This is a genomic window from Fortiea contorta PCC 7126 (assembly GCF_000332295.1).
Classification (GTDB): Bacteria; Cyanobacteriota; Cyanobacteriia; order Cyanobacteriales; family Nostocaceae; genus Fortiea; species Fortiea contorta.
Genome location: NZ_KB235930.1, coordinates 578,661 through 594,873, shown reverse-complemented (window position 1 = coordinate 594,873; position 16,213 = coordinate 578,661). Strand labels below are relative to the sequence as shown.

Sequence of the window (16,213 nt, the reverse complement as noted above, 5' to 3'; positions counted from 1 at the left end):
CTAGCTCCTAATCCCTAATCCCTAACCCTTTCTCAATCACTAAGTTCCCAACATTTGCAAACTGTGTAAAGTGGCGTACATTCCTCCTTGCTGGAGTAATTCCTCATGGCTTCCTGCTTCAATTAATTCGCCTCGCTTCAAGACAAAAATACGATCAACATTGCGAATTGTCGATAAGCGGTGAGCAATAATAATAGCGGTGCGTTTTACTAAAAGCCGATTCAAAGAGTCTTGAATTAACGCCTCAGTTCCCACATCTAAACTAGCTGTAGCTTCATCTAATACCAAAATTTGAGGATTACGAATAGCAGCTCTTGCAAAAGCTAAAAGTTGTTTTTGACCACTAGAAATATTTGTACCGCGTTCTCGCAACTGAGTGTTGTAACCTTGTGGTAATTGTTCAATAAATTGATCAACATTAGTGATTTGAGCAGCTTGTTGCACTTCTTCAATCGTGTAATTATCTCCCAAACTAATGTTGCTTTTCACATCACCAGCAAAAACAAAGCCTTCTTGCAAAATCACAGCTAAATATCGCCGCAGTTCAGCTTGCGGTAAATCTTTAATATCTACACCATCGATGAGAATGCGTCCTTGAGTCGGCTCATAAAGACGACACAGCAGGCGAATAATAGAACTTTTTCCAGCGCCTGTCGGCCCAACTAAGGCGATTTTTTCACCTGGATGAATCACAAAATCTAAATCTTTGATGACATAATCATCGTCTTTGTAGGCGAACCAGACATGTTCAAAACGAATTTCGCCTAGTTGAGGAGGAAGGTTGAGATTGAGTGATTCTAAGCTAGCGATTACCTCATCGATGTAACCGAATTCTGTGTCAAATTGAGAAAAAGGTGAAGTAATAACTTTAGGTGCGTCTCGGATTTCGATTGGTTCATCCAAAATATTAATTACTCGTTCGATCGCCGTGAATCCAGATTGAATTACGGTGAATTTTTCGGCAAAGTTGCGTAAGGGTTCAAATAGTTGTTGAGCATAAAGAATAAATGCCGATAAAATCCCAAAAGTCAGACTTTTTTGCAATAGTAACCAACCACCCAACCATAATACACCAGCGATCGCTATCAAACTAATCCACTCTAAAATAGCGGAAACAGCGGAATCATAAAAAATGGTTCTATCTAGTTGTTTGGTACATCTGACATTTGTGGCGCGAAACAAGTCAGCGTTGAATTTTTCCCGACGGAACAACTGGACTATATTCATCCCCACCAGATTTTCTTGTAGCTGGGAATTGAGAATTGAAAGTTCTTCCCTGGCTTTATAATTCGCTTGGCGGTACTGCTTCTGCAAATAAACAGTGACAATACTAATTGGTAATATCATCAACAGCAGCAAACTTGCAAGTTGCCATTGCAGAGAAAACATCAAACAGATAATTACCAGCATCACCACTAAATCAGAGACAATACCGATCGCCCCTGTGGAGAATACATCTCCCAAAGCTTCCACATCATTGGTGAGCCTAGTAATTAATTTACCTACTGGCGTGCGGTCAAAAAAGCGCACCGCCAAAGATGTAACATGGCGAAATAAATCTTGACGAATTGCAGCGGTGATTTTTTGTCCGAGTTTCTGGACTAAATAACCTTGAAAACCCACTAATATCAAACGTACGCAAATAGCTAATAGCAGTAATCCTTCCAGAATGTTTAACCCTTGCATTAAAGGGCGATCGCGCAAAAAACCATAGATTCCCGGTTCTTGGCGAATCAGCGAGATTACTTGTCCAATTAGCAGCGGTTGTACGGAACTAGCTAAAGCGATAGGTATCAGCAATAACATTGACAAAGCTAGTAGCCCGCGATAAGGACGGGCGTAAGGTACCAGCCGTAAAAACAACCGCCAGTCATTTTCACGCCGACGGTGTTCTGTATCAGATTTGGTTAGGGATGGGTAGGTGCTCATAGAAGAGCATTATATTAATTTTTGCCATCCATACCATGATTATTTGGGATGAATGTGTGTTTTTAAACCCCACACTCACCCCCATGCACTAACTACGTGTAGCTTCCAGAATGCGAGAAAAATAGAAGCGAGTGCGAGTCATCGATTGTCTTTGCACAGAAAAGCCATTACTTTCTAAGATTTTTACCACATCAGCTTCACGATGCAGGTAGGCGCGAGTCGCTTTACTTGGGCCAGGGAAAAAACTACCGATTTTTTTAAGTAAACTTAGAGCACAAGTCTTGGGTGCAAAACTCAGTATTATCCTGGATTGCGCTAAAGAACAAAGATGGGAAATCATCTCATCGGCTTTGTCTTGGGGATAGTGGATGAGAACATCCAGACAAATCACCGTGTGGTAATTACCCGTCAGCGATTCTAAATCTTGTACAGCAAATGTGGGATTTTCACCATTTCCCAAAGTTTTTAAAGCCCTATCCTTGGCTTCCATCACCATTTTCTCAGAAATATCACTCGCATATACCTTGGCGCCATCAGTCGCCAAAGGAATACTAAGACTACCTACACCACACCCAGCATCACAGATTGATAACTCTGATAAATTTTGATCAGCTTTCAGCCAGCCGATTACTGTATCCACAGTTTGCTGATGTCCATTGCGGATGTCTAACTGGACTTTGTTGACTTCGCCATCACCATAAATCCGCCGCCAGCGGTCAAACCCTGTGGAATTAAAATATTCACGAACTATCGTTTTATCGTCGGCTGCGTTCATAACATTTGCTCGTCAAGGGTTCCCGATCCTTAAAATTATCATTGATGGGAACCACCGGGAACGCTTTTGTTTAGAGATTTTTCCAAATAATCTTTTACGCCCAGACTTCGTTGAGATATTGTGGAGGTTTTTCAAAGAAAAAATCGCCCGAAATCAAGAAACGATCGCCCGAATTCAAGAAACGATCGCCCGAAATCAAGAAACAATCGCCCGAATTCAAGAAACAATCGCCCGAATTCAAGAAACAATCGCCCGAATTCAAGAAACAATCGCCCGAATTCAAGAAACGTCCCCCCGAATTCAAGGAAAGACCCCCCGAAATCGAGAAGCGATCGCCCGAATTCAATAAACTATACTCTAGGCTTCTTGCATAAATATACGTAGGGTGCGTTACGCTGCGCGTCTACACCCTTCACCCTTCACCCTTCACCCTTCAGTTGTTTGTGCTACATTTGTAATCGAATAGTAATCAAATTGCAAAACTGTGGTTTAGGTTCTGTATACCTAACTGGTGCGCTAGCCTTTGGTCTAATTGCGTATACCGTCGAGCAATCCGTACTATTTCACCGTTTGATTAGCTCAGTGGTAGAGCGTCCGAGTTGTTCGGTTGGACGTAGGTTCAAATCCTACATCAAACTCCCCATGAAAGTTAGCTCATTGGTAGAGCGATCGACTGTTAATCGATTTGTTGTAGGTTCGATTCCTACACTTTCCACCAACCCTGTCCGGGTTAAAGGACACTACCTGAGGGTGGTAGCTAATACAAATTAAGTGGTACGGGAGAAATCCCCAGACGGTTCGAGTCCGTTAATACAAAACTCTGCAATGTTTGTGTTTTGCTATAAGTCATCACTTGGTGATGTGCTGTAGCAGCAGTTTCGGGGCCAGCGCGAGTCTACTTTTCTCTAACTTGAGTATGTCCATGCGGTTGACTAATCTGGTTTCTCCGCGAGATTCTAGAACGGTGAACTGAACAGCATATGTGAGTACTGTTTTTGGGATGGCGATCGCCTCCGGGTAATCTCAAACTCAAATCAGTCTCTTTATCCAGTTAAAGAAACTAGACCGTCCGCACCAAAACTGTTCAAACCTCACACTTGCAGAGTTTTTAAATTTAATGTAGTATATGTAATATAAATTCCCAACTATGGCAAAATTTGATAGCCAACTACAAACCTTCCAGGCTGCAAATCGCCAAGAATGGCGAGAATGGTTGGCGCAAAACCATAATTCTTCTCAGGGTGTATGGTTGATATACTACAAAATCAAAAGTGGTAAACCAAGTATAAAATATAGCGAAGCTGTCAAAGAAGCCTTATGTTTTGGTTGGATTGACAGTAAAGTCAAATCCCTAGATCAAGACAGTTACATGCAAATATTTACCCCCCGAAAACCGAAAAGCGTCTGGTCAAAATTAAACAAACAATATATTACCGAACTCATAGAACAAGACTTAATGACCGAAGCAGGTTTGACAAAAATTACAACTGCTAAACAAGACGGTTCCTGGACTAGTTTAGATGCTATTGAAGCGTTAATTATTCCCTCAGACTTAGCACAAGCCTTAGCAAATAATGAAATTGCCAATAAATACTTTACCGCCTTGAGTAACTCATCTAAAAAAAATATTCTTTTTTGGATTGAAAGTGCAAAACGTCCAGAGACAAGACGCAAGCGCATTGAAAAAACTATTATTTCAGCCGCACAAAATCAAAATCCAATCGCTGGTGGATGGTAATTTAGCATCATACGTACAAAATTTATATGTAGAAATTTATTATGTGGAAAAACTTTTACATTAAACCTCATGAAATAGGCATTTTATATCATCGCAGTGATTTTGAGAAAATCTTGCAACCCGGTAATTACAATTATTTTGGTCGTCATTGGCAAATAAAAATATTTGACCTCAACCAACCAGAAGCCAAAATAGAAAACCTAGAACTTTTACTGCGAAATCACAGCGCCGAATTACAACCATATTTATTAGTTGTTCGGACAACATTCAATCAAGTCGCCATAGTCCGCAACGGTCAAAATTGGGTGAGCATTCCCCCTAATCAACTGCGGGTTTTTTGGCGTGGTTTTATTGAAATAGAAGCGCATATCTTCGACTTAGAAACAGATTTAGAACTACCTGTCGCCTACCTGCAACAATTGCGAGGTATAGCTATCAACGGACTAAAAAAGTTTCAAATTTCCGAATATGAAATTGGCTTGCTGTATGTACAAAATAATTTTGTCCGTCCTCTAGAACCAGGAGAATATGCATTCTGGAGTATTAATCGCGATGTGATGGTGCGGACTCTCAGCCGCATCATCCCTAACCCAGATTTCCCCTTAGAAGACGTGCTGATTGAGCGACACCCCGATTTTGTCGCCGCTTATTGCGAAATCGTACAACTACTGAATCAACAAGTAGCAATTGTCCGTTATCAAGGTAAAATTATTTCTATCCTCCCGCCTAATAGCCGGAAACTATTTTGGCAAGGTGTGGAAGTTGAAGTCATAGATATCAGCACTGATGCTAAATTATCGCCCCGTCTGATTGCAGAGTTAGTATCCGGTTCCCCAGAAGCACTTTCTTTGAGCCGCAACTCTTTGCATATTCGGGAAGTATCACCACAGCACATGGGGCTAGTGTATGTCAACCAAGAATTTCAAACCCAACTCCAGCCAGGGTTACATGCTTGGTGGGTGTTTGGGCGTTCTTGGCAAACTGAAGCAGTAGACTTGCGACTGCAAACTTTAGAAGTATCTGGTCAAGACATCCTTTCTAAGGATAAAGTACCTCTGCGGTTAAATTTAACTGCAGGTTTCCGAATCCTCGACCCACTCAGAGCTAAAAATGGGTTATCTGATGTTACTAGTTTCTTGTACAAAGAAGCTCAATTTGCCTTACGTGGTGCAGTCGGTGAACGCACCCTAGATGGATTATTGGAGGATAAAGGAGCTATTGACAGCAGTGTCGGTGAATACATTCGCCAAAAAACCGCAGACTACGGAATTGAAATCGACTCAGTAGGGGTGAAAGACATTATTCTTCCTGGTGAGATTAAGACCATCTTGAGCAAGGTTGTAGAAGCCGAAAAAGCCGCCCAAGCTAACGTAGTCCGTCGCCGTGAAGAGACTGCTGCGACTCGCAGTATGTTAAACACCGCTAAAGTGATGGAAGATAACCCCGTAGCTTTGCGTTTGAAGGAATTGGAAGTATTAGAGCGGATTGCTGAGAAGATAGATCGAATTCAAGTTAACGGTAGCTTGGATAGTATTTTGACCGAGTTGATTCGCATTAATAGCTGATGAGGAAGATTAGGTTTGTTATTTGTCATAAAATAACAAATATAAATAATTGGCTCAACAAATCCTTTGGAGGGGCACGGCATTTGCAATTTTACTAACACCGTGCCCTCAATCTTATGAAGCTAGGGCTACTTCTACCAACTCTTGTAGTTCGCCATTTTGGTACATTTCAATCAGGACATCTGAACCGCCGATGAATTCGCCATTGATATAGACTTGGGGAATTGTCGGCCAGTTAGAATATTCTTTGATTCCCTGACGAATTTCTTGGTCTGAGAGGACATCATAAGTCTCGAAGGGGACACCTAGTGTGTTGAGAATCTGCACCACATTGTTAGAAAATCCACACTGGGGCATTAATTTGTTTCCCTTCATGAAAACAAAAATTTTGTTCTGCTGTACCAAATTATCAATTTTCTCTTTAAGTTCTGGCGTCATGGTTTTTGTATCCTAATTTTGCTTTGATAGTCAACGGTCAGGATTTTAGCTGTGGACTTGAAACTAGTAGCTTTAAGAGGCGGCTGTTGTCTGCCAAGCTTCAGGGGTATAGGTTTTTACTGCCAAGGCGTGGATGGCTTCGGTTGACATCGCTTCTTGCAACGCGCCATAAACTAACTGATGTTGTTGCACCAGCCTTTTACCGGCAAACTGCGATGAAACGACTGTCACCTGATAATGATCACCGCCACCAGTCAAGTCCTGTACCTGAACTTGAGCATCTGGCAGTTCCGCTATGATCATTGCCTCAACCTGTTGCGGACTAATCATCGCAATTCCTGAAAAAACTTCTTTTCTATTAATAACAGATACAGATATGCAGGATCTGCCTTTGCCAGTTGTAAGTTTTGGCAAGGCGAGTGTGAGGAGCGAGGAATGTTGCTGAACTGGGTTATTTTTGGGATGAGGAAGATGAGCCACTACCAGCTTGTCGGGGATAAGGGGTATCGACAAAACCTAACTCAAATAGTTGTTGATAAGCTTTCTTGCCCAAATCCCGTGTTGGGTTTTGACTTTTGATAATTTGAATGAGTAGCGGTACCGCTAATTCTGGCTGGTTTTGCGCTCTATGCACTAATGCTAGGCGATAGGTGCTTTCATCTCTGAGTTGGGCAGTATCTAGCGCTTTTTTGCGCTGAGAGTCAGAAACTTTGATATCAATTCCCGAAAAACTGGAGTTCAAATCTTGATAAAAATTAGATAGCTGGTTAAAAACTTGACGTGCTTCTTGTAATTTCTTCGCTGCTACATCATATTTTTGACCAGAAACCGCGTCTTCTGCTTCTTTTAAAAGTCTATTGCCGCTATCAATGCTTAACAGGCTATTATTTGGCGCAATGGGCACATTATTAGGATTGTTGGGATTAACGGGTTGTTGTGGTTGAGTGCTTGGTGGTTTTTGTGCTTGAGCTTGAATAGGTGATAGCAGACTTAAGGCTGCTATGAGTGATAAAGACGTGAAGCGTATCCAGGGAACTGCTGCTATTGGGTTCATAGGATTAATTAGTGCGACAAATATACAGGAAATAAATCGAAACTTCGGGTATCTTAACTCTGTTTTCGTTTTTGATAAAGCAAAGGAAGATGTCAAGTTTCTCTGAATTTAGACTGAAAATTAGTTTAATTGAGTTCCCATAGCTGGATATAGGTGTTTGGGGTGATTTTGTCATGGGCCTTGGGCATGGGATATTAGTTATTTCTCCCTTATCTCTCCACACTCCCCGTTCCCTGTTCCCCATTCCCTATCCCCTATCCCTAATCCCCAATCCCTAATTCCTAATCCCTGTTCCCTGTTCCCTCTACTTATCAAAGATAAGCGATACTAATTCTGATGATTTGTGGAAAACGGGTATGTCAGGCGATCGCTTGGGCTTAATTTTACAACGCGGTGGTGAAGAGTTGATTTTAGAAAAGGTGAGCGATCGCTTTACTGTGCGTCTAACCCTTGACTTGACATCTGAGCAATTATCCCAGATAAACTGGGGTGTTTGGCAATGCACTATTGCCAATGCCAAGATTCAACTGTTTAAGGTTGCAGCCGAGCAGTTAGAAGTAGCGATGTCTCAAGCTCGTGCTGACGAGAATGTGGCTTTTGCTAGTCATGTTTATACCATCAAGGGTAATCCTGGGACTTTTGTTTATCTCCACGATCAAATCACAATTCAATTTGCGGCGGGGGTAGACGGTGTAAGAATTGATGCGATCGCATCTCCATTTCACCTCGTTCTCGATCAACCAGTCCTCGGTCTACCCAACACTTTCGTCTTTCTCGTCACTAAACAAGCCACAACCAATCCCATCAAAATTGCTAATCATCTCCAAGCACTCCCAGAAGTTTTAGCTGTGGAGCCTAACATTCTCGTGCAAACTGAACCACACTACAAACCCCGCGATCTCCTATATCCCCAGCAATGGTATCTCAACCACAACGGCGGGAATCAATTAGCTCCAGGTTCTCACATTTCCGTCGAGAAAGCTTGGGATATCACTCGCGGTGTGCGTTCTGTGGTAGTAGCGGTGGTAGATGATTCCTTTGATTTGAACCATCCAGATTTTCAAGGGAGGGGAAAAATTGTCGCTCCCAGAGACTTGAAAAACAATGACTTTTTACCCTTACCCGACGATAACGATGCTAGTCATGGTACAGCTTGTGCAGGAATAGCGATCGCCGAAGAAAACGCTACGGGAATTGTCGGAGTCGCCCCCGGTTGTGCATTAATGCCAATTCGTACCACTGGGTTTTTAGATGATGAATCTATAGAAGATATCTTCAACTGGGCGATCGAAAAAGGTGCAAGTGTCATTTCTTGCAGTTGGGGAGCATCAGCAGTTTACTTTCCCCTATCCTTGCGTCAACGCGCTGCTCTCACCCGCGCTGCTACCCAAGGGCGCAAAGGTAAGGGTTGCGTGATTTTGTTTGCAGCCGGAAATGCTAACCGCCCCATTAATGGTGTGGTGAATGAGCGCAATTGGCCGCAAAATTTGCTATCTGGGAATACAGAATGGTTAAGTGGTTTCACCATACATACAGATGTGATTGCCGTAGCCGCTTCCACCAGTTTGAATAAAAAAGCAGCTTACAGTAACTGGGGAACCAATATTGCTTTATGTGCCCCAAGTAACAACGCCCCACCAGGAATGTGGTTTCAAGATGCAGGTTTTATGCAGACACAACCAGCGATCGCCTCATACCAAGCTGGATTAGGAATGCTCACCACAGACCAAATAGGCGCCGCCGGCTATGAATCAGGTAACTTTACCAGCAACTTTGGCGGTACTTCCAGCGCCACTCCCGTAGTTGCAGGCGTCGCCGCCCTGATTTTATCAGCCAATCCCGACTTAACCGCAGCCCAAGTAAAAAAAATTCTCCAAGAAACCGCTGATAAAATCATCGATGTCAATCCAGATCCGCAACTCGGATTACGCGCCGGGACTTATGATGCTAAAGGTCATTCTCAGTGGTTTGGTTATGGCAAAGTGAATGCAGCTAAAGCAGTGCAAGCAGCCTCACAACTACGTGCAGTTGCATCAAGTGGCACAAAACAAATCAGTGGTAAGAACGAAACACAGATAGCAATTCCAGACAATAATCGACAAGGAATCAAAAGCGCGATCGCTATTTCCGATACTGGTACTATCCAAAATCTCCAAATCACAGTCAACATCACCCACGATTTTTTAGGTGATTTAGAAATTTATTTAATAGCCCCCAACAATCAACAAGTATTATTGCAGAATCGCACCCTAGGACGCCGCACCACCTTACAAACAACCTACACAGTGCGATCGCAACCATCCCTCAAACAGCTACTATCCCTACCAGCCAAAGGTCGCTGGCAATTATGGCTCATTGACTATGCACCGCAAGATATCGGTAAACTCAATAGCTGGGAATTAACCATAGAAACCTAATGAAGGATGAAGGATGAAGTATGAAGTATGAAGGCTGAAGTATGAACATGTAGGTTATACCATTTTCTGAAATCCTATGAGAAAAAACCTCCGCGCACCTTAGCGCCAACCTCAGCGTACCTTAGCGTTCCAAAAATCGGCGTTGCTGAATCAAGGGATGAAAATTAAAAATTAAATCTCTCAAGCTCTTACTCTCTGCGACTCTGCAACTCTGCGTGAGACAAATTCATACCCCCAATCAGCAATGCCCAAAAATTTCATATTTTGCACAACTGCAACAAAATGGCTGAAAATAACCAAATCAAGAATTAGGAATTTCCGCAAACGCATGAGTAGTAATTCCTGATTCTTGATGGCTCAATTGTTGCAAAACCTTGGTTAAGTCACCAGTCAAGCGTTGAGCATCTTGTTTCATACAGCCATTGGTATAGTCTGCAACCTTGATCGACGGTGCAATTTGAATCATGACATCCGTACCCCAGGTAGGATAACTTTGGCTGTAATTAATGCTGATAGGGATAATTTTCACCCCCAGTCCAGGCTGACTAAATTCTGCACTCAACGCCAGACGCCCAATTCCCGGTTTTAGCGGATGAACTTCACCATCACGATAAATGTCACCTTCCGGAAAAATTACCAAAGTTTTCCTCTGCAGCAGCAAATCAACCCCATGTCGCAGAGTAGTAATTGATGGACGTTTAGGATCTACAGGAAATCCACCCAATCGCTGTACAAACCAGCCTTGTAGCCCCTGACATTCAGTAACAGTCACCATAAACCGCAAATCTTTTGCCATCCTACAACCCATAGCCACATAAGGTACGAGTAAAGCATCCCAACGCGACCGATGGGTAGGCGCCAGAATTATAGGGCCAGATTGAGGAATATTTTCTTGTCCGACAATTTTAATATTGTCAAAGAAAAATGGTAGGAGAAAATGACGTCCCAATATATACGCCAGAGGGCCTATCCAAGGCGAAACCCGCGAGGTAGTATGAACCACCTGAGTATTTGCTGAGGTATTCGCTAATTTTCGCTGGCGGTTACTGTCGGCAGAGTAAAATTCCATGATGACGGTCGCTGCTGAATGTCCGGTAAAATATGATGAAATCTTCATTAGTTCCACCGTAGATTTTCTTCAGTGACTTGTGTCTTACCAACTGGACAGTTTGACCTCTGTCTGCTAAGTGCGCTTTCTTCGGGTAGCAAACCAAGCTTGTAACTGCTGACGACAAACAGACTCTAAAACGCCCCCAATCACGCTCAGGCGATGATTTGAAGCAGCACTATCAGGGATGTTGTCAACCGTACGAATTGCGCCAGTTTTTGTATCGTCCACCCCGTAGACCAACAAGCCGATACGGGACTGAACGATCGCACCTGCACACATCGGACAAGGTTCTAAAGTTACATAGAGAGTGCAATCATGCAGACGCCAACTCTGTAAACTTTGAGCAGCAGCCCTCAAAGCGATAATTTCCGCATGAGCCGTAGGGTCTTGGTCGCGTTCTTTCCTATTTTCACCTTCCGCAAGCAAATTACCCGCTGCATCAATAATCACTGCACCCACAGGAACTTCACCAGCATCACCCGCAGCCTGCGCCAGTTCCACAGCCCGACTCATCCATTTTCTGTGCGTGAGATATTCTGGTGACATGGGGAATGGGAGAGAGAAAGGAAGCAAAAAGAATAACCAATCACAAACTAGATAATTTTATGAAAAAAAGGGGCAAACTATGCATACTTCCAGCCCTGAATAAACGATGCTCAAAAAACTGCTGCTAACTGTATTGGCGTTGCCTGTTTCTGTATTAACCCATAATTCTCCAGCTCATGCTTTACCAGGACAGAGTACAGAAGAAGTTACTACCTGGATTCAAGCTCATCCCACATTACGCCCCGGACGTGGAGAACAATTATTCGTCCAAAAGAGCGATACAGCAGCTCAAAGGTTTACATTTTTGGCGTCGGTATTAGCTCCGGGGAAAGTGGAATTTGCTAAAGACCGGAGCCGAATTCGTTCTGAACGCTTGACTATGTATGATGCCATTAACGGCATGACACTTGCTCGCTTGCAAGAGTCTTTGCGGATAATTTATGGGTTAGATATCTATCAAGATTTTAATCGCGCTCAACTGCTATATGAGTATCCCAACCAGAGCGTAGTTAACGCCGCCCGTTTTGCCAAAAATCCCCTGAAAGAAGCCTTGCGGGGCGAATTGCGAGTAGGCGATCGCTATGCTTACTGGGTGGAAATTGCTCAACCCAAAAACGGAAAAGCTCTCACAGGACAAATTACAGTTTTGCTCAAAAACGACTTAGACAAGTTGACAGCAGAATTGAAAAATCGGTAATTTGCCAAGAATCATTCGATTACTGAAGTTTGATCGCCTTTTTTGACGCCGAATTTCCGCTCGTTCTAGTACGCCAAGGCACAAATTAAGCAACCGTTACAAATCTATGAAAAGCTGAATATACAAGTTTATTGGTTTCATCCTTCATACTTCAGACTTCATCCTTCATACTTCATCCTTCATCCTTCCTGCTGATCAGTTGAGCAATAAAAAAACCCTCATAGTAATCTAAGAGGGTAGTTAATGGTAGGCGCATTACGAGCTTTTAGATAATATCGGCTTTTACTTTCCGAGTGGAGCCATGTTGGCACGAATGCTCAAAATATAGCGAATCTCATAAATCAACTGACCAGCGACAAATAACAATGAACAAAAAACTAACCTGGATAATTTGGGGATTGAGTGCTTCTTGCTTGAGTTTGCCTGTATTCGGTGCAGCTTTGCAAACTTCTTTAGGAACTAATGGTATTGATGCGCTGAGGTTACATCAAGCTCCTTATAATTTGAGTGGTCGCAAAATAGCCATTGGTCAGGTAGAAATTGGTCGCCCAGGGATGTTTGGCTGGGACAAGGCGGTATCTAAAAATCGTGCTATTTCCTTGGCTGGAGTGTTTTTGCGGAATAACCCAGCTAAATCGAATAGTGGTGTTGACTCCCACGCTTACAATGTTGCTGGCGTCATGGTAAGTCGAGACAAAGCTTTACCGGGAGTAGCACCGAACGCAAGGCTATATTCTTCTGCTGTTGGCTCTATTAAAAATATGGGTCAGCCGGAAGAATGTTTATCAACGCAACATGTAGCGATGCAAAACGGGGGTGATATTCGGGCGATTAACTTCAGCTTTGGCGAACCCTTAAACCGCGATCCCCGTCCAGAGGCTGTTTTAGATGGTAATGCTTTACTAACACAGTGCATCGACTGGTCTAGCCGTGTGCACAATGTTGTGTATGCGATCGCAGGTAATCAAGGCAAAGGTGGTATTCCCATTCCCACAGATAACTATAACGCCATCAACGTAGCTTTTTCATCCCGTCGGGGAGGCGTTTTTAATAAAGTTGATGTGTCTAACCTAGCTGGCTCTATCGAGGGAGTCACTGGGAGATTAGCAGGGAAAGAATTCAATAGTGACGGGCGTCGCGCCGTGGGGATAGTTGCGCCAGGAAGCAACATTTCTTTGCTGAATCCAGACGGCAGACTCAATAAAGTTACAGGTACGAGTTTCGCTGCGCCTCATGTTACAGCTACCGTTGCCTTATTACAAGAATTGGGTGATACAAAACTGCGAACAAAACAAGCGAATTGGAGTATTGATTCTCGCCGTCATCAAGTGATGAAAGCAATATTGCTCAATTCTGCAGACAAAATCCAAGATATGGGTGATGGTTTGCGGTTGGGAATGACGCGGACAATGATTGATAAACAAAATCAAAGCTGGCTGGATTCCGAAGCTTACAAAGATTCCAAAATTCCCTTAGATTCGCAAATGGGAGCAGGTCATTTAAACGCATTTCGAGCTTATCAGCAATTTAATGCTGGTCAATGGCAACCGTCCCAACCAGTGTCTGCTCTTGGTTGGGATTATCGCACAGTTGATGCCGCTTCATCTGCGGAATATATTTTCGCCCACCCTTTACGGGAAAAGAGCTTTGTTGCCATTACCTTAACTTGGGATCGGCTGGTAGAACTCAACGATCGCAATCAAAATCAGCTCTATGATGTGGAAGAGAATTTTAGCGATCGCGGTTTGAATAACCTTGACCTTTATCTAGTCAAAGCCGACGCTAAAAATTTAGAGGAAGCTACTGTTTGTAACTCAATTAGCGAAATTGATAACGTAGAACATATTTTTTGTCCCATTCCAGCTACAGGAAAATATAAAATCCGCGTCCACTATCGTCAAAAGGTCAATGAAGCCACTCAACCCTACGCTTTAGCTTGGTGGACTGTTCCTGCGAATTGAAACTTAATTCGTTATTGGTAAGTATCTAAACACAATTAATTACACACATTATTTTTCCGTTCCCTGTTCTCTGTTCGCTGTTCCCTAGTCCCTGTTCCCTAGCCCCTGCTTTCACGAATGGATTAAATTTTGTGCAACTACCTATCATTCTTTCTCACAACTCCTGCACAGAATGTCTCACCAAATCATTAGATTTAATTATCGACTCCATTACCATAAAAGGCTATTTTTTAGTAGTTTCGTAGCTTAAAATACATTAAAAACCCATTAACTAAAAGATTTTCAAACTTATTGCCTATTGCCTATTCCCTATCGCCTAACATATAAGTTCTGTTTAATTCCTGCAATTTATTTACCGTTACAAAAACTGTAACCGCCAGACTTTGAGAGAGCGGTAAATGTCATAGTTGACCGAAGAAAGGATGTAGACGCTTCCTCGGCTTGCCGCAGGCTAGGATGAAGGATAAAGGATGAAGGATAAAGTGAAAATTGGTACAAGCCTCGCCCATCATGGGCGAAAAAATCAAATATGGGTGGGGTAACTTCATACTTCATACTTCATACTTCAGCCTTTAGTTAACATCTGATACGCGATGAACGTCAATCTTGACCAACAGCAAAACAATCTATGGCAAGTGAGGTGGCTGCATGAACGAGCACAAATGGAGTGAAGAGAGAGAAAATTTCTTGCAAAGACGTTACGCTGTGCGTCTGGGACGACGTTACGCCTTAGCCGCCGCAGGTGTGATGCTACTGGGTGTCTTAGGCTGTTCTCAGGTTAATAGTAGTACGAGTGCCTTAGCTCAATCTCGTTCACCAGAAACGGAAACTTCTTTACCTAAAAAAACAGCTATGTCTGATACAAAAATTGTTGACGCTAGCAATAAATTTGGTTTCAAACTATTTTCGGAAGTTCGGAAAAATGACAGCGGTGAAACCAACTCTTTCATCTCACCTTCAAGTGTAGCGATCGCTCTAGCTATGACCTACAATGGCGCTAGCGGTTCTACACAACAAGCAATGGCGAAAACCCTCGAATTACAGGGTATTAGCCTCCCAGAAATCAACTCTGCTTACGCCGCATTCAAGACTGTTTTAGAAAATCCTGATCCACAAATTCAACTGACTATTGCTAACTCCCTTTGGGCAGATAAAGATGCTAGCTTCCGTCCAGATTTCTTGCAAAAAGCTCAGGAATTTTATAAAGCTCAAGTAACCACTTTAAATTTCCAAGATGCCGCAGCACCTAACATTATTAATAAATGGGTGAGTGACAATACACAAGGCAAAATTGATAAAATAGTCGGCACACTCGACCCAGAGCAAGTGCTGTTTTTAATTAATGCTATATATTTTAAAGGTCAATGGACTGATAAATTTGACAAGAAACAAACTGCTAACTACCCTTTTAACACCACTTCCGGACAACAGAAACAGCAGCAGATGATGTCACAAAATGGTGAATATCTGTACCATGAAAATGATAAATTTCAGGCAGTTAGTTTACCATACGGCAAAGATGGCAAAATCAGTTTCTATATCTTTTTACCCAAACAAAACTCTAATCTCCAAGCCTTTGAGCAAAGCTTGAATTCTGAAAACTGGGAAAAATGGATGACTCAATTCAGAAAACGGGACGGTTTTATTCGCTTACCTCGGTTTAAAACCGATTATGAAGTTACACTCAATGATGCCTTGAAAGCTTTAGGCATGGAAGAAGCTTTTAGTAGTAAAGCTAATTTTTCTGGTATGGGTAAAAATTTAGCTATCAGCGAAGTTAAACACAAAACTTTTGTCGAAGTAAACGAAGAAGGCACAGAAGCAGCAGCAGCTACATCAGTGGGGATAGTAGCGACATCTTTGCGAGAAAAACCACAACCATTTAGAATGATTGTTGATCGTCCCTTCTTCTGTGCCATTCGCGATCACCAAACAGGTAGTATTCTCTTCATGGGTTCAATTGTTGACCCGCAATGATTGTG

General features: G+C 42.7%; 15 protein-coding genes and 1 tRNA gene. 8 read left to right on the top strand and 8 right to left on the bottom strand.

Features of this window, described 5'->3' with window-relative positions; all coding sequences use genetic code 11:
* Nucleotides 1-39: 39 nt before the first annotated feature.
* Both MIC7126_RS0102815 and bchM read right to left on the bottom strand, forming a co-directional pair.
* A complete protein-coding gene (locus MIC7126_RS0102815) occupies nt 40-1,929 on the bottom strand; it encodes an ABC transporter ATP-binding protein (protein WP_017651602.1) in 1,890 nt (629 codons plus the stop codon).
* Between the two features lie 88 nt (nt 1,930-2,017).
* The gene (gene bchM / locus MIC7126_RS0102810) at nt 2,018-2,704 is read right to left on the bottom strand and encodes a magnesium protoporphyrin IX methyltransferase (protein WP_017651601.1); all 687 of its coding nucleotides are present in this window, start codon (nt 2,702-2,704) and stop codon (nt 2,018-2,020) included.
* Nucleotides 2,705-2,822: 118 nt separating this feature from the next.
* On the opposite strand from bchM, the gene MIC7126_RS0102805 reads away from it, so the two are divergent.
* The 4 genes from MIC7126_RS0102805 to MIC7126_RS0102780 all read left to right on the top strand — a co-directional run bounded on the left by MIC7126_RS0102805 (nt 2,823) and on the right by MIC7126_RS0102780 (nt 6,007).
* Nucleotides 2,823-3,053, top strand: a complete 231-nt coding sequence (locus tag MIC7126_RS0102805) for a hypothetical protein (protein ID WP_017651600.1) — start codon at nt 2,823-2,825, stop codon at nt 3,051-3,053.
* 219 nt (nt 3,054-3,272) lie between these two features.
* Nucleotides 3,273-3,342 (top strand) — tRNA-Gln (locus MIC7126_RS0102795).
* Between the two features lie 509 nt (nt 3,343-3,851).
* On the top strand, nt 3,852-4,442 hold the full coding sequence (locus tag MIC7126_RS0102785) for a YdeI/OmpD-associated family protein (protein WP_017651599.1): 591 nt from the start codon (nt 3,852-3,854) through the stop codon (nt 4,440-4,442).
* A 41-nt stretch (nt 4,443-4,483) separates the two neighbouring features.
* Nucleotides 4,484-6,007, top strand: coding sequence for a slipin family protein (locus tag MIC7126_RS0102780; protein WP_017651598.1), 1,524 nt, complete (start codon nt 4,484-4,486; stop codon nt 6,005-6,007).
* Nucleotides 6,008-6,121: 114 nt separating this feature from the next.
* Here MIC7126_RS0102780 and grxD read toward each other — a convergent pair whose 3' ends face one another.
* The 3 genes from grxD to MIC7126_RS0102765 all read right to left on the bottom strand — a co-directional run bounded on the left by grxD (nt 6,122) and on the right by MIC7126_RS0102765 (nt 7,499).
* Entirely contained in the window at nt 6,122-6,445 is a 324-nt protein-coding gene (gene grxD, locus MIC7126_RS0102775; RefSeq protein WP_017651597.1) for a Grx4 family monothiol glutaredoxin, read from the bottom strand.
* A 72-nt stretch (nt 6,446-6,517) separates the two neighbouring features.
* Nucleotides 6,518-6,775, bottom strand: coding sequence for a BolA family protein (locus tag MIC7126_RS0102770; RefSeq protein WP_017651596.1), 258 nt, complete (start codon nt 6,773-6,775; stop codon nt 6,518-6,520).
* Nucleotides 6,776-6,896: 121 nt separating this feature from the next.
* Nucleotides 6,897-7,499, bottom strand: coding sequence for a hypothetical protein (locus MIC7126_RS0102765; RefSeq protein WP_017651595.1), 603 nt, complete (start codon nt 7,497-7,499; stop codon nt 6,897-6,899).
* A 356-nt stretch (nt 7,500-7,855) separates the two neighbouring features.
* On the opposite strand from MIC7126_RS0102765, the gene MIC7126_RS0102760 reads away from it, so the two are divergent.
* The gene (locus MIC7126_RS0102760; protein ID WP_017651594.1) at nt 7,856-9,916 is read left to right on the top strand and encodes a S8 family serine peptidase; all 2,061 of its coding nucleotides are present in this window, start codon (nt 7,856-7,858) and stop codon (nt 9,914-9,916) included.
* A gap of 301 nt (nt 9,917-10,217) precedes the next feature.
* Here MIC7126_RS0102760 and MIC7126_RS0102755 read toward each other — a convergent pair whose 3' ends face one another.
* Together MIC7126_RS0102755 and tadA are read right to left on the bottom strand one after the other, a co-directional pair.
* Entirely contained in the window at nt 10,218-10,985 is a 768-nt protein-coding gene (locus tag MIC7126_RS0102755) for a lysophospholipid acyltransferase family protein (protein ID WP_017651593.1), read from the bottom strand.
* A 114-nt stretch (nt 10,986-11,099) separates the two neighbouring features.
* A complete protein-coding gene (gene tadA / locus MIC7126_RS0102750; RefSeq protein ID WP_081602989.1) occupies nt 11,100-11,573 on the bottom strand; it encodes a tRNA adenosine(34) deaminase TadA in 474 nt (157 codons plus the stop codon).
* 106 nt (nt 11,574-11,679) lie between these two features.
* Here tadA and MIC7126_RS0102745 point away from each other — a divergent pair, with 106 nt between their 5' ends.
* On the top strand, nt 11,680-12,270 hold the full coding sequence (locus MIC7126_RS0102745) for a hypothetical protein (protein WP_017651591.1): 591 nt from the start codon (nt 11,680-11,682) through the stop codon (nt 12,268-12,270).
* A gap of 365 nt (nt 12,271-12,635) precedes the next feature.
* Nucleotides 12,636-14,231, top strand: a complete 1,596-nt coding sequence (locus MIC7126_RS0102740) for a S8 family serine peptidase (protein WP_017651590.1) — start codon at nt 12,636-12,638, stop codon at nt 14,229-14,231.
* A gap of 348 nt (nt 14,232-14,579) precedes the next feature.
* Here MIC7126_RS0102740 and MIC7126_RS30095 read toward each other — a convergent pair whose 3' ends face one another.
* Nucleotides 14,580-14,786 (bottom strand): hypothetical protein, encoded by a 207-nt coding sequence (locus MIC7126_RS30095; protein ID WP_154655814.1) that lies wholly within the window; start codon nt 14,784-14,786, stop codon nt 14,580-14,582.
* A 93-nt stretch (nt 14,787-14,879) separates the two neighbouring features.
* Between MIC7126_RS30095 and MIC7126_RS0102735 the strand changes: the two genes are divergently transcribed.
* Entirely contained in the window at nt 14,880-16,208 is a 1,329-nt protein-coding gene (locus MIC7126_RS0102735) for a serpin family protein (protein ID WP_017651589.1), read from the top strand.
* Nucleotides 16,209-16,213: the final 5 nt, after the last annotated feature.